The 21,842-nt window shown below is 52.9% G+C and carries 23 protein-coding genes; 20 read left to right on the top strand and 3 right to left on the bottom strand.

Annotation, left to right across the window (positions count from 1 at the left end; genetic code table 11):
- A partial coding sequence (locus OCV64_RS04990; protein WP_262669473.1) for a hypothetical protein occupies window positions 1-326 on the bottom strand: 326 nt, incomplete at its 3' end.
- Between the two features lie 256 nt (window positions 327-582).
- On the opposite strand from OCV64_RS04990, the gene OCV64_RS04995 reads away from it, so the two are divergent.
- The 4 genes from OCV64_RS04995 (at window position 583) to OCV64_RS05010 (ending at window position 3,853) form a co-directional block, all read left to right on the top strand.
- Complete coding sequence (locus OCV64_RS04995) at window positions 583-1,029, top strand: DUF1934 domain-containing protein (protein ID WP_147571028.1); 447 nt, start codon at window positions 583-585, stop codon at window positions 1,027-1,029.
- 67 nt (window positions 1,030-1,096) lie between these two features.
- Entirely contained in the window at window positions 1,097-2,845 is a 1,749-nt protein-coding gene (argS, locus tag OCV64_RS05000; protein ID WP_147571027.1) for an arginine--tRNA ligase, read from the top strand.
- Between the two features lie 53 nt (window positions 2,846-2,898).
- Window positions 2,899-3,219, top strand: a complete 321-nt coding sequence (locus OCV64_RS05005) for a hypothetical protein (protein WP_147571026.1) — start codon at window positions 2,899-2,901, stop codon at window positions 3,217-3,219.
- A 7-nt stretch (window positions 3,220-3,226) separates the two neighbouring features.
- On the top strand, window positions 3,227-3,853 hold the full coding sequence (locus OCV64_RS05010) for an NUDIX hydrolase (protein WP_262669474.1): 627 nt from the start codon (window positions 3,227-3,229) through the stop codon (window positions 3,851-3,853).
- Between the two features lie 47 nt (window positions 3,854-3,900).
- On the opposite strand, the gene OCV64_RS05015 is transcribed toward OCV64_RS05010, so the two are convergent.
- A complete protein-coding gene (locus OCV64_RS05015; protein WP_147571024.1) occupies window positions 3,901-4,260 on the bottom strand; it encodes a hypothetical protein in 360 nt (119 codons plus the stop codon).
- Window positions 4,261-4,584: 324 nt separating this feature from the next.
- Between OCV64_RS05015 and rplU the strand changes: the two genes are divergently transcribed.
- The 16 genes from rplU (at window position 4,585) to OCV64_RS05095 (ending at window position 20,227) form a co-directional block, all read left to right on the top strand.
- A complete protein-coding gene (gene rplU / locus OCV64_RS05020; protein ID WP_147571023.1) occupies window positions 4,585-4,896 on the top strand; it encodes a 50S ribosomal protein L21 in 312 nt (103 codons plus the stop codon).
- Window positions 4,896-5,225 carry a ribosomal-processing cysteine protease Prp gene (locus tag OCV64_RS05025; protein ID WP_147571022.1) on the top strand — a complete coding sequence of 110 codons (330 nt, stop codon included), beginning with the start codon at window positions 4,896-4,898 and terminating at the stop codon, window positions 5,223-5,225. Before rplU ends, OCV64_RS05025 begins: the two co-directional genes overlap by 1 nt.
- A gap of 3 nt (window positions 5,226-5,228) precedes the next feature.
- Entirely contained in the window at window positions 5,229-5,513 is a 285-nt protein-coding gene (gene rpmA, locus OCV64_RS05030) for a 50S ribosomal protein L27 (protein ID WP_147571021.1), read from the top strand.
- A 129-nt stretch (window positions 5,514-5,642) separates the two neighbouring features.
- Entirely contained in the window at window positions 5,643-6,065 is a 423-nt protein-coding gene (locus OCV64_RS05035; protein ID WP_147571020.1) for a PPC domain-containing DNA-binding protein, read from the top strand.
- Window positions 6,066-6,089: 24 nt separating this feature from the next.
- Window positions 6,090-7,370: a GTPase ObgE gene (gene obgE / locus OCV64_RS05040; RefSeq protein WP_240286818.1), complete on the top strand. Its 1,281-nt coding sequence runs from the start codon at window positions 6,090-6,092 to the stop codon at window positions 7,368-7,370.
- 1,149 nt (window positions 7,371-8,519) lie between these two features.
- On the top strand, window positions 8,520-9,791 hold the full coding sequence (locus OCV64_RS05045; protein WP_262669475.1) for a four-carbon acid sugar kinase family protein: 1,272 nt from the start codon (window positions 8,520-8,522) through the stop codon (window positions 9,789-9,791).
- Complete coding sequence (locus OCV64_RS05050) at window positions 9,785-10,945, top strand: iron-containing alcohol dehydrogenase (protein ID WP_262669476.1); 1,161 nt, start codon at window positions 9,785-9,787, stop codon at window positions 10,943-10,945. The genes OCV64_RS05045 and OCV64_RS05050 overlap by 7 nt, the downstream gene beginning before the upstream one ends.
- 23 nt (window positions 10,946-10,968) lie before the next feature.
- A complete protein-coding gene (dapA, locus tag OCV64_RS05055) occupies window positions 10,969-11,877 on the top strand; it encodes a 4-hydroxy-tetrahydrodipicolinate synthase (protein ID WP_240286824.1) in 909 nt (302 codons plus the stop codon).
- Between the two features lie 11 nt (window positions 11,878-11,888).
- Window positions 11,889-12,971: a PdxA family dehydrogenase gene (locus tag OCV64_RS05060; RefSeq protein WP_186852196.1), complete on the top strand. Its 1,083-nt coding sequence runs from the start codon at window positions 11,889-11,891 to the stop codon at window positions 12,969-12,971.
- A gap of 12 nt (window positions 12,972-12,983) precedes the next feature.
- Entirely contained in the window at window positions 12,984-13,973 is a 990-nt protein-coding gene (locus tag OCV64_RS05065; protein ID WP_262669477.1) for a hydroxyacid dehydrogenase, read from the top strand.
- Complete coding sequence (locus tag OCV64_RS05070; protein WP_262669478.1) at window positions 13,970-14,719, top strand: hypothetical protein; 750 nt, start codon at window positions 13,970-13,972, stop codon at window positions 14,717-14,719. The genes OCV64_RS05065 and OCV64_RS05070 overlap by 4 nt, the downstream gene beginning before the upstream one ends.
- Before the next feature lie 24 nt (window positions 14,720-14,743).
- Window positions 14,744-16,036: a nickel pincer cofactor-dependent isomerase, group 22 gene (locus tag OCV64_RS05075; protein ID WP_186852193.1), complete on the top strand. Its 1,293-nt coding sequence runs from the start codon at window positions 14,744-14,746 to the stop codon at window positions 16,034-16,036.
- Window positions 16,037-16,074: 38 nt separating this feature from the next.
- Window positions 16,075-16,599 carry a tripartite tricarboxylate transporter TctB family protein gene (locus tag OCV64_RS05080; protein WP_186852192.1) on the top strand — a complete coding sequence of 175 codons (525 nt, stop codon included), beginning with the start codon at window positions 16,075-16,077 and terminating at the stop codon, window positions 16,597-16,599.
- A 15-nt stretch (window positions 16,600-16,614) separates the two neighbouring features.
- The gene (locus OCV64_RS05085) at window positions 16,615-18,135 is read left to right on the top strand and encodes a tripartite tricarboxylate transporter permease (RefSeq protein ID WP_186852191.1); all 1,521 of its coding nucleotides are present in this window, start codon (window positions 16,615-16,617) and stop codon (window positions 18,133-18,135) included.
- Window positions 18,136-18,164: 29 nt separating this feature from the next.
- Window positions 18,165-19,196 carry a Bug family tripartite tricarboxylate transporter substrate binding protein gene (locus OCV64_RS05090; RefSeq protein ID WP_207721900.1) on the top strand — a complete coding sequence of 344 codons (1,032 nt, stop codon included), beginning with the start codon at window positions 18,165-18,167 and terminating at the stop codon, window positions 19,194-19,196.
- Window positions 19,197-19,429: 233 nt separating this feature from the next.
- Window positions 19,430-20,227 (top strand): HpcH/HpaI aldolase family protein, encoded by a 798-nt coding sequence (locus OCV64_RS05095; RefSeq protein ID WP_243200919.1) that lies wholly within the window; start codon window positions 19,430-19,432, stop codon window positions 20,225-20,227.
- A gap of 71 nt (window positions 20,228-20,298) precedes the next feature.
- Here the strand turns inward: OCV64_RS05095 and OCV64_RS05100 are convergent, their stop codons facing one another.
- Window positions 20,299-21,825: a UxaA family hydrolase gene (locus OCV64_RS05100; protein ID WP_186852190.1), complete on the bottom strand. Its 1,527-nt coding sequence runs from the start codon at window positions 21,823-21,825 to the stop codon at window positions 20,299-20,301.
- Window positions 21,826-21,842: the final 17 nt, after the last annotated feature.

The following is a 21,842-nucleotide window of genomic DNA, read 5'->3' on the forward strand; positions in this document are numbered from 1 at the left end:
TAGTTGCTCTCATCGATGGGGGCGTCATCCATGTCCCGGCGGGCCAGGTCCTCGGCCAGAATATCAAAAAAGACGTTGTTTTCATATTCAATGATGGCCTCGTGGATGCCACCCTCCACAAAGGCCCTGGAGGGAACAACCTCCCCCTGGTACAGCTCGGCCAGATCAGGCATCCCCTCTAAAGCGGCCCGGCCGAACAGCAGACTCTCCACCTGGTCATAGTCGGCGAAACGCTGGTCTCCACGGGTGGAGTTCAGGATCCAGTTGCCGATGTATACCAGGTCCAGCAGACGGCGAAATTGCTTCTTACTCAATTCCAAGTTCATCGTCAGGACCTCCTTCCTTGGAATGGGTATCTATATTATAATCAAGTCTGAGGGATTGTCAAATAGGGGAACGGAGAAAAAACGGGTATTTTCCATGGAAATTTCCCCTTGTCTTTCCAGAGAAGATAACATAAAATAAAAAATACCTAGCTTCGCCCCCTCTGCCCTTTACAACCAGGGCGGGGAAGGGTATAATACCCCCTGCCCGGTGGCGGTCCGCCTCCGCGGCGCGAGAATGAATACCCTGGAGGGACTCATGGAAAAGGATGTCATCATCTCCATCAAAGGGACGCAGAAATACGACGGAGGGGAGCCCGGCGCTGTCGAGTTGGTCACCGCCGGGCGGCTGGCCCAGGACGAGGCTGGCTACACCCTCTCCTATCAGGAGAGTGAGCTCACCGGCCTGGAGGGGACGATGACCACCATCCAGGTGGAGGGGGAGCAGGTCACCCTGATGCGGGTGGGCGAGTTCAATACCCAGATGGTGTTCCGGGAGGGGCGGCGCCACCTCTCCATGTACAATACACCTTATGGCGCAATGGCCATCGGGGTGAATACCCGGCACCTGCTGGCCGAGCTGGACGACCACGGCGGGAACATCGAGATCGACTACTGTATCGAGGTGGACCACGCGGTAGCCAGCAGGAATATTTTTTGTATCCAATTTAAGGAGGCGGAGGGTTCCGGGAGCCTGAAGCAGTAGAGAAATATACAGACGCGGGACGGGCGATGGAGAGAAAGTCCGCGTGAGAAATGAGGATGTGATCGCTATGACAAATATGATCCAAGGCGCCAAGGCACAGGTGGCCAAACTGACCCAGGCGGCCTATGAGAAGGCCGCCGCCGAGGGCTTACTCCCCGCTGGAGCCGAGGTGAGGGCCACAGTGGAGATCCCCAAGGACACCTCCCATGGGGACTACGCCTCCTCCTTCGCTATGGCCGGTGCCAAGGCCCTCCATATGGCCCCCCGGCAGATCGCCCAGATTATCGTGGACCACCTGGAACTGGAGGGGAGCTACTTCCAGAAGGTGGAGATCGCCGGCCCCGGCTTTTTGAACTTCACTCTGGGCCCCAAGTGGTACGGCGAGGTGCTGTCCGCCGTGGAGACTGAGGGGGACCGCTACGGCTCCGGCGAGGAGGGCCGGGGCAAGCGGGTCATGGTGGAGTTCGTCTCCGCCAACCCCACTGGCCCCATGCACATGGGCAACGCCCGGGGGGGCGTGCTGGGGGACACCCTGGCCAATGTGCTGGCCCGGGACGGCTGGGACACCTGGAAGGAGTTCTACGTCAACGACGCCGGCAACCAGATCCACAAGTTCGCCGTGTCCATCAACGCCCGGTATATGCAGCTCCTTCTGGGGGAGGACAATTTCCCCTTCCCCGAGGAGGGATACCATGGGGATGACATCCGGGAGCTGGCCAAGGCCATCTATGAGGCCCACGGGGAAAGCTGGGGGAACCTGCCCGAGGAGGAGCGGCTGGACAAGCTGGCCGAATACGGCTTGTCGGTCAACATCCCCAAGATGCGGGAGGACCTGAAGAAATACGGCATCGTCTATGACCAGTGGTTTTTCGAGTCTGAGCTGCACAACAGCGGCTATGTGGAAAAAACGGTACAGATGCTCACCGAAAAGGGCTGGACCTATGAGAAGGACGGGGCCCTATGGCTGAACACCACTCAGTTGCTCAAGGAGAAATTCATGCGGGAGGGCAAGAGCCAGGAGCAGGTGGACAAGCTGGATCTGAAGGATGATGTGCTCCGCCGGGCCAACGGCTTCTACACCTACTTTGCCGCTGACATCGCTTACCACCGGAACAAGCTGGAGGTGCGAGGCTTTGATCTGGCCATCAACATCTGGGGCGCCGACCACCACGGCCATGTGGCCCGACTCCAGGCTGCCCTGGACGCGCTGGGGCTGGACGGCTCCCACCGGCTGGTCATTGTGCTGATGCAGCTGGTCAACCTGATGCAGGACGGCAAGCCTGTCCGAATGTCCAAGCGGTCGGGCAAGGCCATCGCCCTCCACGACCTGCTGGACGAGGTAAGCGTGGACGCTGCCCGGTACTTTTTCAATTCCCGGACGGCCACCAGCCCGGTGGACTTTGACCTGGACCTGGCGGTTCGCCAGGACAGCGACAACCCTGTGTACTATGTCCAGTACGCCCACGCCCGCATCTGCTCCCTGGTGAGCCGCCTGGCGGAGGAGGGAGCCAAGGTGCCCGCCGCCGCGGAGGTGGACGCCAGCCTGATGGCGGCGGCAGAGGAGTTGGCCCTGGTAAAGTCCTTGGCCCAATACCCCGAGGAGCTCCATCTGGCGGCTCGTGATTATGACCCCAGCCGCATCAACCGGTATCTGTCCGCCCTGGCTGGGGACTTCCATCGGTTCTATAATGCCTGCCGCATCAAGGGAGAGGAGTCCGCTGTGCTGTCCGCTCGGCTGAAGCTGGCGGACACAGTGCGTGCCGTTCTAGCTAACGGCCTAAAGCTGCTGGGCGTGTCCGCCCCAGAAAAGATGTAAAGAACGGGAAAACACGCCCCGACGGGGCGTGTTTTTCCAAAGGAGGATGAGCCATGGCAAAGCGTGAATGGTTCCCACGCCAGAGGGACGCCCTTCAGCGCCACCGCAACCTGATCACTTACCTGCTGGTGGTGCTGGGCCTGCTGGGCGCTCTAGTGGGCTGGGGGCTGCTGCCTGATATGGTGACCATCAGGCCCCCAACGGCGGCGAACCACCACTATGTCCCCAAGGGGCAGGGCTTGCTGCTCAATCTGGCAATGACGGAGATCTTTGCCGCCCTGTTTTGGCGCTGGCCAAGAGAGTGGGTCTATCTGGCTGGCTCCCTCATTGGGCTGCTGTTCACCTTTGCCCTGCTGTACAACAACCTGGTGTGAGGTGGCTATGGAACTGGATGCGCTGACTCGCCTGCTGGCCCGCCGCCAGCCCGGCCTGATGGACGCCACGGGGAGATATGCGGTACTGGTCCCCATGGTGAAGGGAGAGGAGGGCCTGTCCCTGCTGTACGAGGTCCGGGCCCATACACTCCGCCGCCAGCCGGGGGAGGTGTGCTTTCCCGGCGGCCGGATTGAGGGGGCAGAGTCACCGGAGGAATGTGCCCTGCGAGAAACGGAGGAGGAATTGTCCATCCCCCGGTCTGCCGTCCGGGTGCTGGGACGGCTGGACTTTATCGCCCACCGGGCCAACTTCATCATGTACCCTGTCCTGGCCCTGGTGGACAGGAGGGCGGTAGAGAAAATGTGCCCAAACTCGGCGGAGGTGGAGGAGACCTTTCTGGTGCCCCTCCGCCACCTGCTGGCCACCCAGCCCCTGGAGTATGACTATCAGCTGATTCCCCAGACGGGGGAGAACTTCCCCTATGAGCTGGTGGGCATCCCGCGGGACTACCGCTGGCAGCCGGGAGGAGAGAACGTCCCCATCTACCCCTGGAAGGGGCGGGCCATCTGGGGACTCACCGCCCGGATCACCCGCCATCTGGTGGCGCTGGTCCGCTCCCTGGAGAGGAACTGAAAACGGCCTGGCCGCATAGGCGGCCGGGCCGTTTTGCCTATGTCTGGTCAGGGGTGGTAGCCGATCTCAATGGCGGGATTGGCGGCAGCGAGGAGGGCCAGGGCCTCCTTCCCCTTCTCCTTGGACAGCACCTGCCCTCGGCGCAGCTGGCCGTCGGTCCCACGGACCATGAGGAAAAACTGGTCAAAATTGGCCCGGCCACAGCACAAATTGGCGTTGACCTCCTCCTGACGTAGATAGGCGTTCACAATCTGGCTGTATGGGAGATAGGTAGTGCCGGAAAATTTGGGAAAGAACAGACAGCTTTCCCCCAGACGCACCCGCCCCGCCTCCCAAGCGGCGGAAAATTCCCGGTCCAGAAGCTGCCGCTCCAGGACGGCGGTGGACAATTCGGGCTTGAATTTCATGGGGAACGCCTCCTCTCAATGGTATTGGATGAGAAGAATATAGCACAGAACAAATATTAACGCAAGTGATTCTTATTAATTGGATGGTATATTCCACCTTTGGAGGAAAGAGGCCAAAAAAGGTGGAAACAGGAGAAAAAATCTCCGTTTTCTATTGACAACCTTCTGCTCTGCTGATAAACTATCATAGCCGCATTGAACAGGAAAAGCACCAGATTTCCGGTCAGGGGAGTGAACGACCCGGCCGCAAGGGGACCCAGGTGTGACAAGCGGGGAACGGCCCCCTCCTGCGAGAGCGAGCCCGTAATGAAGGAGTTGAAACAAATGCAGGCAATCATCGTGACCGGCGGCAAGCAGTACAAAGTGAACGAAGGGGACACCCTGTTTATCGAGAAGCTGGAGGCCGAGGCCGGACAGACCATCACCTTTGACCAGGTGCTGGCCATCCTGGATGGGGACAAGGCTACCTTCGGCGCTCCCGTGGTGGAGGGTGCCTCTGTGGCTGCCACTGTCGTGAAGAACGGCAAGGGCAAGAAGGTCCGTATCTTCAAGTACACCCCCAAGAAGGGTTATCGGAAGCGTCAGGGCCACCGCCAGCCCTATACCAAGGTGCAGATCGGCGCTATTAAGGCCTGATGACCACCGTAACCTTTCAGACTGAGGGCAGCCGGATCGTGGGCTTCGAGGTGAAGGGCCACAGCGGTTATGCCCCGGAGGGAGAGGACATCGTCTGCGCCGCCATCACCAGCGCCGTGCGCCTGACCGAGTGCGCCGTCAACGACGTACTGGGGCTGGAGGCCGCTGTAAAGGTGAAGCAAAAGGACGCATCCATCTCCCTCAAGCTCCCCAGCGCTCTGGGCCAGACCAACGAGAGCACCTGCCAGACCCTTCTGGCGGCGCTGATGGTCCACTGTGTCCAGTTGGCGGAGGAGTACCCAGAAAATATTTCCGTCATGGAGGTGTAAGTTATGCTGAATATCGGTTTGCAGTTTTTCGCCCACAAAAAGGGCGTTGGTTCCACCCGGAACGGCCGTGACTCCGAGGCCAAGCGCCTGGGCGTCAAGCGGGGCGACGGACAGTTTGTGCTGGCCGGCAATATCCTGGTCCGTCAGCGCGGCACCCACATCCATCCCGGCGTCAATGTGGGTAAGGGCAGCGACGACACCCTGTTTGCTCTGAAGGACGGCAGGGTCAAGTTTGAGCGCCTGGGCAAGGATCGCAAGCAGGTTTCCATTGTGGAGATCGCCCAGTAATTTCGTTGCTTAACAGAAGGCCGCAAACGGACTCCGTTTGCGGCCTTTTTCCAGTCCCGGAATGTGACGCCCCGCCTTGGACAAGGATATGGGACAGAAAACGGGGAATATTGTGAAGGAGGATAAAATATGGACTACCGCAAATTTGAACAGGGCTATGTGCTTCGCCTGGACCCCGGCGAGGAGATCGTGGGCAGCCTGACCCGGCTGGTGGAGCAGGAGAGTATCCAACTGGCCAGCGTATCCGCTCTTGGGGCGGCCAACGACGTGACCATTGGTATTTTCAACACAGTGGAGAAGAAATACTACTCCCAGCGATACCAGGGGGACTATGAAATTTCCGCTCTGGTGGGGAATGTCACCCGTAAGGAGGGCGAGCCCTATCTCCACCTCCACATTACCATCGGCAATCCGGTCACCGGCCAGGTCCATGCCGGCCACCTGTCCTCCGCCACCATCAGCGCCACGCTGGAGCTGTTCCTCCAGGTGTGGGACGGCCAGGTAGGGCGGAAATTCAGCGATACAGTGGGGCTGAACCTGCTGGAATTTTGATTTGAGAGTGAGGAGGTGCCCCAGATGGCAGCGCCTTTTGTAGATACCGCAAAGATCACCGTCCGCTCTGGCAACGGGGGAAACGGTGTGGTCTCCTTCCACCGGGAGAAATATGTGGCGGCCGGCGGCCCCGACGGGGGCGACGGCGGCCGGGGCGGAAATATTGTGGTAGAGGTCAACGACCATATGTCCACCCTGATGGATTTCCGCTATAAGAGGAAGTATGTGGCGGGAAATGGGGGCGACGGCAGCGGCAAGCGATGTACCGGCAGGGACGGGGAGGACCTGGTCCTCAAGGTCCCCAGGGGCACTATCATCCGGGACGCCGAGACCAGGGAAATCATCAGGGACATGTCCGACGACAGGCCCTTCATCCTGTGTAAAGGGGGGCGGGGCGGCTGGGGCAACAAGCACTTTGCCACCCCAACCCGGCAGGTGCCCCGGTTCGCAAAGGCGGGCCTGCCCGGAGAGAGCCGGGATGTGGTGCTGGAGCTGAAGCTGCTGGCCGACGTGGGGCTGGTGGGTTTCCCCAACGTGGGCAAGTCCACCCTGCTGTCGGTGGTCAGCCGGGCCCAGCCCAAAATCGCAAACTACCATTTTACCACCCTGTTTCCCAACCTGGGGGTGGTCTATGTGGAGGATGGGGTGTCCTTCGTCATGGCCGACATCCCCGGCATCATCGAAGGGGCGGCGGAGGGCGCTGGCCTGGGCCACGATTTCCTGCGGCATATCGACCGCTGCCGGCTGCTGGTCCATGTGGTGGACGTGTCGGGCAGCGAGGGCCGGGACCCAGTGGCCGACTTTGAGGCCATCAATGAGGAGCTGGCCCAATACTCCCCCGAACTGGCTGGGCGGAAGATGCTGGTGGTGGCCAACAAGGTGGATATCATGGAGGACCCCGCCCTGCTGGACAAGCTGCGGGCCCATGTGGAGGGAAAGGGACTGGAGCTCTTTGAGATGTCCGCCGCCGCCCACCAGGGCACCCAGGAGCTGATAAAGCGATGCGCCCAGGAGCTGGCCCAGCTGCCTCCCGTGGTGGTGTACGAGCCCACCTATGTGGAGCGGCCCCCGGAGGTGGATACCGAGGGAGAGGTCAATATCCAGGAGTTTGACGGCACCTGGGTGGTGGACGCCCCCTGGCTCCAGCGGCTTATCGCCAACGTCAATTTCTCCGACTATGAGAGCCGCAACTGGTTCGACCAGAAGCTGCGCCAGTCCGGTCTGTTCGACAAGCTGGAGGAGATGGGCATCAAGGACGGGGATATCGTGTCCATGTACGACCTGGAGTTCGAATACCAAAGGTAATTTTATCTATAAAAACACCGTTCCATAATTTCGGAACGGTGTTTTTCGTATATGGAGGAAATTTTTTCGTACTGTATTTACATAAAGCTTTTGATTTTAGAATCTTATATAAAATTTTGTTGCCCGTTACTATATTTCCTAAAAAATAGTAGAAGATCCGTTATTCCTGAAATTCCGACTAGTTGTTTTTTGAAGGGCTTTTGGTATATTACGGTATAACTTTATGCACACAGTAAAGTAGTGTAAACCAAGACGTAGTAAGTCTATTGGTAAAATCCAGCTTTGCCGTCAACTAACAGAATAAAAAAATATACAGGCAACAATATAGACGATTACGAGGCCGCCAGCAAGAAAACCGATATTTGTATTCGTACGGTTAAGCAAATGTTTAGCAATACATTTGGCTACCCAAAGAGGGCAAAAATAGAGTGAACAGTCCATACAGGAATAGTTGGGTAATGAATTTAGGAGGGCTATCAAAAGACTAGGACGGACCTGCATCTATTTCTATAAGTTTGTTGATAGAGGAAGTATCTGTACTTAAAAATGGGGGGTAGGTCTATTTATATAAGACATACACTATTTTACTGCTATTACTGCCGAATATGTGTCAGAAGGAAATTTGGTCCCTTGCGTATGTTAGATATGGTATGAAACGATTTATATTGCTGTCTTCCCATTATCCAAAGGTCATGACAAAGTTACGCGCCTTCTTTCTTCTACCTTTTTCCTTCTACCTTACATCCAGGAATAAAAACGGCTACACCATAGGAGAGGGAACAGTGAAATGGTAAAATGTATACCAGTGAAGCCGAGTTAGCGTAGATTGACAACAGGAAATGCCCCCAAGATCCCTCCACGGTATCCGCGGGGGGATTTTTATGCCCATAAGCAATTAGATATGGTCATACTGCCCAATGATGATAGAGGGCTTTCCTATATGAGAGGGCGGCGAGATATATTTTTGCATAAAACGCTAGAGAAATCGTTTCAAATATAAACAATTTTTACAAGTCAAATGGATTGATATGAAAAGAAACAAAAGTTAGGATTTGATTAAGTAAATGATATATAGGGATGTCTTTTCTCAAACTCATTTTCAAAGATTAAGGATGTTCCAAAATAAAGCAGTTTGAATGAGGGAATGTCATGATTAAGCTACTGGTTATTGCAGATGATTTTACTGGGGCTTTGGACACAGGAATACAATTTAAGGCTAAAGGGACCTTGGTTCGAGTATATACCCCCCAAAACCAGAATATTTTTGCTGGGCTGGAACAGGGAGTCCAAGTGCTTATTATTGTTGCTGAGACTCGGCATATGCCTCCAGCAGAGGCTGGAGAGATCGTGGCAAAGATCGTGAGTCAGGCCCAGCAGGCCTCTGTCTCCTGTATCTATAAAAAGATAGATTCCGCATTGAGGGGCAATATAGGCAGTGAACTTTCTGCTATGCGGGCTGCGGCCCATGGTAAACAGCTCCATTTTATTCCGGCCTTTCCTAAAATGAATCGAGTAACAGTAAATGGCATCCACTATATTGGGCAGGTCCCAGTGGCAGACAGCGTGTTCGGTTCTGACCCTTTTGAGCCAGTCAGGCACTCAAATATCCAGAACATAATTGGGGAGCAAAGTAATATACCAACATATTTAGTCGCTGCGGGAGAAGACATACCCGATAAAGAAGGTATTTTGATTTATGATGCAGTCACCGACGAGGACCTTCTTCAAATCGCTCAAAGATTGAATGACTGCCATCAGCTGAAACTGCTGGCGGGTTGTGCCGGATTAGCCGCGGTATTGCCAAAATTGCTAAATCTGACACAGTATGACTGTAGACGACCCGCTATGAATCCACGCCTCATCACCGTGTGTGGTAGCATCAATCCCATCACTATAGAGCAGTTGGACACTGCGGAAAAGAATGGCATGCATCGTATCCGATTGACACCACAACAGAAATTGGATCCCACCTGGTTGGAGAGTGAGGATGGAGAGTGTGTTCTTGCTCAATGGCTGAACAAGCTCCAACATAGTACAGCCGCTATAATCGATTGTGGAGGACCGGAGGAAGCTGAGGAGACCCGCAGCTATGCGCTGACTAGGGATATGAATATAGAAGCGACAAGAAGCGCTATTGCCCAGTCTATGGGAAGACTATTAGAGCGGATGCTCGAAGGCGGTTTGGAAGCGACACTGATGCTGACTGGTGGTGACACACTGTTGGCATTTATGAGGGAAATTAATCAAGACAGTTTGATTCCAGTGTGTGAACTGGTGCCTGGGGTGGTTCTTTCCCGAACAGAGTACAATGGGAAACGAATCAATCTAATTTCAAAATCCGGAGGATTTGGTTCAGCGGAATTGCTGACTGATCTAGCCAAAATAATTGCCCACAGTGGCGAGGAGGAATTAGTATGCTGAAAGAATACAATTTGAAAATGCCCCACGCAGTATATGGTGGAGAGAATGCCATCGGGAACATCACTGCTATTATTCAAAACTGTAGAGCAAAACGGGTAGCTATGTTTACAGATAAAGGCATCGAAGGCTGCGGCTTGTTCGCCTTACCTGAGGAAGCTGTGAAGGCATCTGGTGCCGACTACTATGTGCTGGATGATCTTCCCGCAGAACCTTCCTATAAAGCAGTTCAAAAGTTAGTTGACCAATTCAAGGCATCCGGTGCAGACCTAATTGTCGCTTGCGGTGGCGGATCGGTAATGGACGCAGCAAAACTCGCTAGCGTACTAGTAACAGACCAGTATGGTGTAAAGGAGCTGCTGGACAAGCCTGGTCAGGCACAGAAGTGTGTCCCTATCATTCTTATCCCTACGACTGCTGGAACGGGGGCAGAGGTTACCCCAAATGCTATCGTGGCCGTACCAGAAAAGAACTTGAAGGTGGGCATAGTTAACGAAAATATGATCGCAGACTATGTGATCTTGGATGCCAGAATGATCAAAAATTTGCCCAGGAAAATTGCGGCGGCTACTGGGGTAGATGCCTTAGCCCATTGTATCGAGTGCTTTACTAGCAACAAAGCGAACCCTTTCAGTGATTTGTATGCACTAGAAGGTCTGGATCTAATCTTGAATAATATCATGGATGCTTGTAACGATCCGGAGGCCATGGAGGCCAAAAACCGGATGCAGATCGCCGCTTATTATGGGGGATTAGCCATCACGGCCTCTGGTACTACAGCGGTTCATGCACTGAGCTATCCATTGGGCGGCAAGTACCATATTGCCCATGGCGTTTCTAACGCAATCCTGCTGGCCCCTGTCATGCGATTCAATGAGCCTGAGTGCCGAGAAAGATTTGCTGTCGCTTATGACCGCTGTGTCCATGGAGAGAAGACCTGTGTGACTGTGGAAGAAAAGAGCGCGTACATGCTGGCCTGGATGGAGAAGATCGTCAAGGATTTGGACATTCCAACCAGTCTAAAAGAGTTTGGCGTTCCGGCGGAAGACCTAGACGGCTTAGTAGAGGCTGGGATGCAGGTCCAGAGACTACTGGTCAACAATATGCGACAGGTTACTCCTGAGGATGCCAGGGCATTGTATCTTGAAATACTTTAATTTAGAGGAAGAAGGAAGCAAAAATGATGCAGATTGAGTTAAAAGGCATTATCCCGCCAATCCTCACTCCTATGAATTCGGATGAGTCCGTTAACTTGGATGTGCTGCGGGAGCAAATTGAACGAATGATTGAGGGCGGCGTTCACGGCCTGTTTCCCTTTGGAACAAATGGTGAGGGCTATATACTAAGTGAAAAGGAAAAGATTGAGGTGCTGGAGGTTACTATTGACCAAGTAAATGGCAGGGTACCCGTCTATGCCGGCACAGGCTGTATTTCCACTGCTGACACGATTCGAATGAGCAAAAAGGCTCAGGAATTGGGCGCGGATGTTCTGTCCATTATTACCCCGAGCTTTGCCCTGGCCTCTCAGAAGGAGTTGTATAACCACTATGCTGAGGTGGCCAAGCATGTGGATATTCCCATCGTTTTGTACAATATCCCGGCACGTACTGGCAACAAGTTGCTGCCGGAAACCGTTGCCAAGCTGGCGAAGGATGTGGATGTGATTATGGGGGCCAAGGATTCCAGCGGCGACTGGGACAACTTGCAGGCATATATCAACCTGACCAGGGATTTGGACAAGGGCTTTAAAGTCCTGTCTGGAAACGACTCTTTAATCCTTCCTTGCTTGAAAGCGGGAGGGGCCGGTGGTATTGCGGGCTGTGCTAATGTGTATCCCCATGTATTGGCCTCCATTTATGATTTGTTTAAAGCCGGTAAACTGGAGGAAGCTGAAGTGGCCCAGGAATCCATCGCTTCATTCCGGGCGATATTTAAATATGGAAATCCCAACACCGTAGTCAAAAAGGCTGTTTCCATGCTGGGCTATCCGGTGGGCGACTGTCGACGCCCCTTCAACTACCTATGTGACGAGGGGGTAGAGGAGTTGAGAAAGGTGCTGAAAGAAAACGCGGATAAGGGCATGTGCTGAGGAGGAAGAAAATGGACAGACCGATTTTGGGTATTTCAATGGGGGATCCCTTCGGCAATGGCCCGGAGATTACGGTCCGGGCCTTGGCGAACAAGGGCATTTATGACCGTTGCAGGCCCCTGGTTGTAGGGGATATGAGCAGCATGGACTATGCCCTTCGGGTGGCCAAGAAAGTAAGAGGCGCCACGCTGACCCTTAACCCAGTCAAGTGTGTGGAAGAAGCCAAGTTTACATATGGAACTATCGACGTGCTAGACCTGGGATTAGTAGCTGTAGATCAAATTCCAGATACTGCTGACCAGGATGTGCCGCAACCTTTCGGCATAGGCGCTTGCCGGTTAGGTGGTGAGGCATCCTTTCGGTATGTGGAGAAAGTGATTCAAATGGCCATGGCGGGCGAGATAGATGCTACTGTTACTAATGCTTTAGCCAAAGAAGCGATCAATATGGCCGGTCATCACTACTCCGGTCATACTGAGATTTATGCTGACTATACCAAAACTGACAAGTATACTATGATGCTGGCCCATAACGACCTGCGGGTGGTTCATGTATCGACCCATGTTTCCCTGAGAGAGGCCTGCGATCTTGTGAAAAAGGAGCGGGTACTGGAATGTATCCGCATTGCTAATGAGGGATGTAAAGCTTTAGGGATTGAGAAGCCTAAGATCGGCGTGGCAGGCTTAAATCCTCACTGCGGGGAGAACGGGATGTTCGGTCGAGAAGAGATTGAGGAGATACAGCCCGCTGTTGACGCGGCCATGGCTGAAGGAATCTGGATTCCTGAGAAAAAACCTACACCGCCTGATACCGTGTTTTCGAAGGCGCTGGGCGGCTGGTATGACATTGTTGTAGTCATGTATCATGACCAAGGCCATATCCCCCTGAAAGTGAAGGGATTTGTCTATAACAAAGCTGAGAGGCACTGGGATGCTGTAGCGGGAATCAATGTTACTCTGGGACTTCCTATTATCCGGGCCAGTGTGGACCATGGTACTGGCTTTGGCCATGCAGGTAACGGACACGCAAATGAGTTGAGCTTGGTCAACGCCATGGATTATGCAATCACTCTGGCGAACCATAAGAAAAGGTAAGGAGGGGACCCTATGAAATTCGTTATGACCCAGGCTGTTTGTCCAGAGGGGATGGAGCTGCTGAAGGATACAGCTGACATCTATGTGGCAGATGACCAGGACCCTAATAACTATTTGGACCAAATGCGGGATGCGGATGCACTTATTGTCAGAATCGCCAAATGTGATGGACATGCTATTGAGCATAGCCCCAACCTGAAGGTTATCGGCAGGACCGGAGTGGGCTATGACACAGTAGATATAGCAGCTGCGACCGCAAAGGGCATCCCGGTTGTAATTACTCCGGGGGCAAACAACCGAAGTGTAGCCGAACATACTGTAGCCATGATATTTGCCCTGTCTAAAAATTTAATAGAGGGGCAAAACGAAATGTGCACGGGTAACTGGGAGATTCGTGGGGCCAAGAAGGCTTTTGAGTTGGAAGGAAAAACAGTTGGCGTAATTGGGTTAGGCGCCATTGGCCGGGAAACTGCCAAGATATGCCGGGGCTGCGGCATGAAACTGGCCGGTTATGACCCCTTCCTGGAACAAGAAAAGATTGAGGCTTTGGGAGCTGACTACTATGAAAATTACGAAGATCTGCTGAAAATCAGCGACGTAGTTACTATCCATGTCCCTCTTACAGAGGAGACCCGAGGCATGATTTCTAAGAGACAACTGTCTATGATGAAGCCGACAGCTCTACTTATTAATTGTAGCCGGGGAGGGATCGTCAATGAGTCTGACTTAGTGGAAGCTTTAAAAGAAGGTGTTATCGCTGGGGCAGGTACCGATGTGTTCTGTAGTGAACCACCCAGGGCAGATGATCCACTGCTTACCTGTCCAAACTTGGTCCTCAGCCCCCACTCAGCCGCCCAGACCCGGGAGGCAGTCATTAAGATGGCGCAGATGTGCGTTAAGGGGTGTCTGGCAGTATGCCGAGGGGAGAAATGGCCGTATGTAGCAGACAAAGCAGCATATGACCATCCCAGATGGGCAGGCAAAGATTGGGCCCAGGTATGAGTCCCATAGAAACAGCTATAAAGAATTTGAGCCGAAAACGGCTGATCATGATGGCGGCAAATCTGCTGTACTTTCTGGCTCTTCTCATTGCGGGAGTTGCGCTTTTCTTGGTAGGGATTGGGCCGATGGGCTATATGGTGGCAGGTATTCTGCTGGCTGTCTACCTGCTGCTGGTCAGGCCGCTGAACCGCCGATATATTGGGTGTGTCCGTGGGGCCATCTTGACCTATGCTGTCTGCGCCTGCTTGGACCAATTTGAGTACAGGCCTAAAGACGGCGTGGACCAGGCCGCGGTTCTGTCGGGCGGTTTGGGCTGCTCTGGTAGCGGACGAGCTTTTTTGAGCCGAGAGCTAGTCCGGGGCCAAATGGGAGACATCCAGGTGGAGTTGGCAGATGTGACGTTTCCTGTTGTGGAAAATGGCTTGAACGCTATGCTCAGTGGGTGCTATATCAGGATAACCTATCCGGGGATTCAATTTGTCCCCCTTTGGATAGAGGGAGAGGAAATGCCGGAACTGCCCAAACAGGAAAAGAAGCTGATTAAACAGATTGGATCTATGGCGGCCAATGGCCTATTTCTTTGCATAAAAGGGGACAGACTGGAACTGATTCTGCGGGGGCGATTCCTCGGATATCGGATCAATCCTTTGATGCCTATCACGGAGCGCAGCATAACGTATAACCCTCTTCCAGAGCTGGGGTGGGCGCTTCAGTTGGTTCGCTTGCACAAGAGGGAAGAGATGTGACTTGCCGTTGGAAAGGAAAATACGATGGAAATTAAAGAACAATCTGGTCTTCGTGCGGTGCTAGCAGATGTAGAATTGCCGCGAATGGCCATGATTAGACAAAAATTCCCCAGAGATGGAATAGAGGATGTTGCTGCCTATCTGATGGAAAAGCTGGATCGAGAGGACTTGCGGTCCCGTATTAAGCCTGGAATGCGGGTGGTTCTCACCGGCAGCAGTAGAAAGATTGCCAATATGCCGCTGATCCTGAGGGAATTGGCTGACTATGTGAGGGCGCAAGGCGCTCATCCCTATATCATACCAGCGATGGGTAGTCACGGAGGTGCTACGGCGGAAGGACAACGGGAGATTCTAGAGAGTTATGGAATTACAGAGGAGGCCTGTCGATGCCCCATCTTCTCCAGTATGGAAACTGTGCAGGTGGGTTCTCTCTCCAACGGCGATGAAGTGCGAGTGGATCGCTTTGCGTATGAGGCGGACGCAGTCATCGTTGTGGGGCGGATCAAAGCCCATACAGCATTCCGGGGAGCTTATGAGTCAGGCCTGGTCAAGATGATGGCCATTGGTATGGGAAAACGTGAGGGAGCAGACTCCCTGCACCGGGCGGGATTTCAATGGATGGGGGAACGGCTTCCACAATATGCCAAGGTGATTTTTGATCACACCAATATAATTTTTGGCGTAGGTACTATCGAAAATGAATTTGATCAGACCTGCCGGATCGAGGTCCTTCCCGCGGAGGAAATCTTTGACAAAGAGCCCGAACTGCTGCTTTTTGCTAAAAGCCGCCTTCCCCGGCTTCTAATGCCGGAAACGGACGTGCTGCTGGTGAGAGAGATTGGGAAAAATTTTTCAGGCAGCGGCATGGATCCTAATGTGACAGGGACTTTTGGGACGCCTTATGCTACTGGCGGTATTAAAAAAGAGAGGGTAGTAGTATTGGACATCTCCCCCGAAAGTCACGGCAGCTATATTGGACTTGGAAATGCGGACACGACGACAAAGCGCGTGTTTGAAAAGCTAGATACCAATGCCACCTATTTCAACATGATCACCTCGACTGTGCTGGGTGTGGGAAAGATTCCGATGGTGTTGGAGGACGACAAAATGGCACTTCAAGTCGCGGTACGTACGCTGACAAAAGCGGACAAGAATCATGTTCGGATGGTTTATATCAAAAACACGCTGTCCCTGGAAACGATCATGATTTCTGAAACACTTCTGGAGCAGATGAGAGGCAGAGAAGATATTGAGATATTAGAAGAAGCGAGACCCCTGCGTTTTGACCAGAAGGGCAACTTGCTGGATTTGATATAAACAGGATAGATTGATCAGAAAGGAAGAGAAAAGGGTATATGAAAAACAGCAAGTATAGGCTGGATATTATCCCCGGTACGGTAATTTTTATTTTCTCGATATGGTATTTGCTCAATATCCCTGGGATCCCCACTTTCACCGGCCTGGGAGCCACTCCCTTGACTAACCACTTTGTGCCTTATCTATGGGGTGGGGCCATGCTGGTGTTGAGTCTGTGGCTGATTGTAAGAGGGATGAAGAAGCGCAAAGCCTATAAGGCCGAAGGCGGTGTGACGCAAAAAAATTCTATGATAGCAGCATTGGTCGAGAAGCGAGAGGTTGTGGTCAGTTTCGTGGCTCTGGGCCTGTATGTGGGATTAATGGGGCCCATTGGGTTTGTACCTACTACAATCCTGTATGTATTTGTACAGATCCTGGTGCTTACTCCGGGCGAACATCGGAAAAAGAATGTGCTGCCCGCAGCGATTACAGCTATTATTACAGGCTGTCTCCTGTTCTATATCTTCAGATACATGCTGAATGTCCTACTTCCCATTGGACTCCTGAGTATATTCGGACTGTAAAGGAGGGCTAAAAGAATGATTGTTCAAGGCTTAATGGAAGTCCTTCAGCCCATGACTATTGCTCTAATAGCCATAGGTACAGTGGTGGGTATCATCTTTGGTTCCATCCCAGGCTTGACCGCCACCATGGCTATTGTTATGTTCCTGCCGGTCACTTACTCAATGACAGCCTCGGAAGGTATTTCGATGCTGATGGCACTTTACATTGGCGGTATTTCCGGCGGCTTGATTTCCGCTATTCTGTTGAATATTCCCGGTACACCTTCCTCTGTAGCCACCTGTTTTGATGGAAAACCAATGGCAGACAAGGGCGAGGCAGGCAAAGCGCTAGGCACCGGTGTGGTGTTCTCATTTATTGGAACCGTCATTGGCATTGGCCTGCTTGTGGTACTGGCTCCTGTGCTGTGTGACTTTGCGCTTAAGTTCCAGGCATATGAGTATTGTGCCCTGGCTGTTTTCTCCCTGTCCATGGTTGTCGCCCTTACAGGACATGATATGCCGAAGGGCCTGATTTCCGCTGTGCTGGGGGCTTTGCTGGCTACAGTTGGCCTTTCGCCCATTGACTCCAAGCCTAGGTTTACCTTCGGTATGTATCAGTTGAACAACGGTTTTGCCCTTGTAGTTCTGTTAATCGGTCTGTTTGCCATTTCCGAGGTCATGGCCTATGCCGAAACAGTGCGCCAAAAACAGGATTACACCATTCGACAGGACGTAAAAATCAGGGGCGTTGGCTTCTCTATGAAGGAGTTTGTGAGTAATATTCCAAACGCCATTGTATCCGCGCTGATTGGTGTCGGCATTGGAATTCTGCCAGGCATCGGTGGCGGTGTGTCTTGTATGATCTCCTATACTGTATCCAAGAACACCTCCAAACGCCGCGAACTGTACGGGACAGGTATCATGGATGGCGTGGTAGCCTCTGAGACCGCCAATAATGGAACGATAGGCGGCGCTATGATCCCTCTCCTTTCCCTGGGTATTCCCGGCGATGCTGTTACCGCAATGTTACTAGGTGGACTCCAGGTGCATAATGTGGCGCCAGGGCCCCTGATCTATGAGAAGAACGGCGTGGTGGTCTATGCGATCTTCTTTGCTATGGTATTAGCCGCGATTTTTATGCTGGTGTTCATGATGCTGGGTATGCGATTTTTCATATCTGTATTAAAAGTACCCAAGAATTATTTGCTTCCGGTGGTTGTAGTGCTATGCGCCATTGGCGCTATCGGAAACGCCAATATGCTCTTTGATACCTATGCCATGGTTTTATTTGGCCTGATGTCCTATTTGCTCGTAAAGGCCAAGATCCCAACGGTCCCTATGATCCTTGGATTTATTTTAGGCCCGACCTTTGAGCAGAACCTGCGCCGCGTATCTCAGCTGGCCTCTAGCGATCCCTTCTGGAATCATCCGATTTTCTGTGTATTGATCATTGCGACGGTCTTGGTGGTCATCTTCTCTGCCCGTGCGAACCTGAAAGACGCGAAACGTGCAGAAGAAGCTGAGGCTATCAAGATGGCTGCCAGCGGTGATGAATAAATAAAAGCCAAAAAGAAAGGAAGAACAAGATGAAAAGAATGATCTCTCTGATGCTGAGTGCAGCTATGGTGCTGGTTATGGCTACCGGCTGCGCCAATCCTGGAACACCCTCTTCGGGGGATGACAAGAGCACTACCAGCGCCTCTACTTCAAATGCTCCCAGCGATCCCAATGCTGCGGAGGGTTGGCCCGACAAGACGATCAACATCTATATGACCCACGGAGCCGGTGGTGATACTGACTATATGGGGCGTCAGTTGGCCACTGCGCTGGAAAGTGAGTTGGGCGTGTCTGTGGTCGTCACCAACGTGACCGGCGCCAACGGCGCTACCTGTATGCAGCAATATAAGGATGGAGAGACCGACGGTTACACCTTTATTGCCACTAATACTGCGGCGCTAAACGGCAACGAAGCGACCGGCATGGTGGACTTCGGCTATGATGCTTTTGAGCCAGTAGCGGTGTATGGAATGCAGTCCGGTGAGAATATCGTTGTTCCCGCGGATTCCCCCTATAATACCTTGGAGGAACTGATCGAAGCCACCAAGGCCAATCCTGGTCAGATCAAGTTGGGCATCTCTACCGGCGGTGGCGTATACATTCTGTCCTGTGTTCTGGCCAACCTGGGTGGCGCTCAATTCAATATTATTGACGCAGGCGATGGCGCCACTCGTCTGACTGCTCTGTTGGGCGGCGAGATCGACGCTACCTCCCTGCCCTATTCCACTGCGGCTGACTATATTGAGAACGGTCAGCTGAAGAGCCTATGCACCGTACTTTCCAAGGCCCCTGACCTGATCCCAGATCAGCCTGCGGCCAGCGAGTTGATCCCTGAGCTGAAGCTAGATACGGAGTATGTTCTTCTGGCGCCTAAGGGGACTCCTGCTGAAATTGTTGAGGCTATGAATGCCGCCATCCTAGACGTTACCGCTACGGACGATTGGAAACAAATGGTGAATGATTACTGCTTCCAGAATCCCTTTGTACTTAACGTGGAGGAAACCCTTGCGAATTTGAAGGAGCAGCGTGACCTGTTCCAAAGCTTTGTGCCCTTCCTGTGATTCGAGGCCGTCGAATAAACAACAGGGGCCCCCGCCAAAGCGGGGGCCCCTCCTGTATAAAAGTGATTGAACACCTGGTCGGTTAGATATCATCCCAGTGCTGTCAGCTATGGTAAAAATGCCATTGGGGATATGAATGAGCGAGACACAGCTGCATGGTTTTACCGCTGGCAGGCCCGCTGTAATAGTAGTATGCTTACATGTCTTGCGTTCTATGGGAAAGAGGAAAAGAAATGATGAGAGAAAACAAACTGCGCAGGATCTTACAGGAAGGAAAGACATCGGTGAGTACTCGTATGTGGTCCACTTGGCCGATCTTCACCGAAACTTTAGGTGCCTGCGGAAACTTTGACTACATGGAATTTGTAGCGGAATACGCTCCATTCACACAGATGGATCTGGAGAACATGGCCCGGGCAGCTGAACTGTATGAAATGGGCACTATGATAAAGGTGGATTTTCAAAATCGATTTTATGTGTCACAAAAGGCGGTAGCCTCTGGATTCCAAGGGGTCAATTTTGCTGATTGCCGGACTCCGGAGGATGTGTATGCTTCTGTCAGAGCCATCCGTCCGTTGGTAGAAGGCACAGATGGCGTATATGGATGTCCAAACCGGCGATTCATCAGCAGCCCGAATGGAGTATCCCAGTTGGAGCATATTCAACGGCTTAACGATATTGTACTATGCTTCATGATCGAAAAGCGGGAGTCTGTGGAACGGATTGAGGAGATCTGCGATATCCCAGGCGTAGATATGGTGCAATTTGGCCCGGCGGACTACTGCATGAGCCGTGGCTGGAATCGAGCGGATCATACACAGGAGTTTAAGCAGGCTGAACGACAGGTCATCTCAGCGGCCTTGCGGCATGGTGTTCAGCCGAGATGTGAGATCAATTCGCCCGCAGAGGCCCAGTATTACATCGACTTGGGCGTCCGGCATTTCAGCCTTGGAGATCAGATGGCAAAGCTGCGGGAGTTCTGGAATGGCCAGGGGAAAGAGATGAGGGACATTTCCAGAAGTCTGGATTGATAAAATGGGGGAAACCGGCTTGGCCGATTTCCCCTTCCAGCAGGTTTGGCATTCTATATGCTGGGACTGAGTTAAGCGGTGATGCCAAGCCACCAAACGATAAACTCATCGCCACCCATTCCGAACAGCTCGCTTTTAGTTCGCCTCCCAGAGGCCACTTCGATGAGAGCATCGAAAATTTCCTGCCCCATCTGCTCCAAAGTTTTTTCCCCATCGATAACAGCGCCGGCATTGAGGTCAATATCATCCTTTTGGCGGAGATAGAGGGGGGTATTGGAAGAAATCTTTAGAGTGGGGAAGTGCTGGCTGCCATAGCAGGAGCCCCGGCCAGTGGTAAAAGCGCAAAGATTGCAGCCGCCGGAAAACATGGCTGCAGCGGATACCGGATCATAAGAAGGAGAGTTCATGATGTTAAGGCCGGGAGTGGTAACAGGTTCCGCATAGCCAACTACATCGTTGAGTGGGGTGCTCCCGCCTTTTTTCGCGCTTCCAAGAGCTTTTTCCAGGACATTGGTGATGCCGCCAGCATTATTGCCGGGGGTAACTTTGCCATAGATTTGAGAGTCCTTTCCACGGCAGTAGTCCAGCCACCACCGCATGATGTCGATGAGCTTTTGCGCTACCTGGGGAGATCTGGCGCGTCGGACCAGTGCTCCTTCCACACCGAGTAGCTCGGTGGGTTCTGTGAGGACTGCGGTACCGCCGTTCTGGATCAGAAGATCGATTGCCTTGCCCAGCGCTGGATTGGCTGAGGAACCAGAGAAAGAGTCGGAGCCGCCACATTCCAGTCCGACCTTCAGATGAGAAACAGGTACCTCCTGGCGAACAGAATGATTGGCGAGGGAAAGCATGGCCTCTACCATAGAGATGCCCTTTTCCACTGATTTTCGGGAGCCGCCCTCCTCTTGGATTACCAAGCGACCCAGTGTGGGACTGGGGACTAGACCTGCTTCCTGAAAAAAGTTGTCGATATTGTTAGACTCACAGCCCAGGGCACATACAAGGGCGCCTGCTATATTGGGGTTCTTGATAAGGCCGCCCAGTACCCGGCGCAAATAGATCATGGGGTCACCGGACTTCTCCAGACCGCAACCGGAAGATGTGATGAGGGGAACCACGGCGTCTACATTGGGATAAGCGGACAATATCTCTGGGGTAAAGTGGTTGGCAATTTTTCTGGCCACGGTTGCGGCACAATTGCTACATACGGTGACAGCAATACAGTTCCGTGTGCCGACTAGCCCGTTAGGCCGCACATAGCCCAGAAAAGTACGCTGTTCCTGGGCCGGTAGAATGGGGACTGGGGTGTAATCAGCACAGTAATGGTAGACTTCTTTGATGGTATCAAAACGGATGTTGTGGTTATGGACATGATCTCCAGGAGAGATATTCTGGGAAGCATAGCCGATGACTGTATTGTATTTTAAGATTGGCTCACCTTGGGCGATGGGGCGTATGGCCACCTTATGCCCGATAGGGATGTCCTGCCGGATGGTCAGACCATCTGGGGTAAGTACAGTGCCAGCCTCCGCTGCGGCACGGAGCACTGCTATATTGTCGGCTGGATCCAGATGAATCAGGATGAAGTTGTCGGCCATGTCACTCACCCCCGTTT

Origin of the sequence: Muriventricola aceti (assembly GCF_025567565.1) — a bacterium.
In the GTDB taxonomy this organism is placed as follows: Bacteria; Bacillota; Clostridia; order Oscillospirales; family Oscillospiraceae; genus Lawsonibacter; species Lawsonibacter aceti.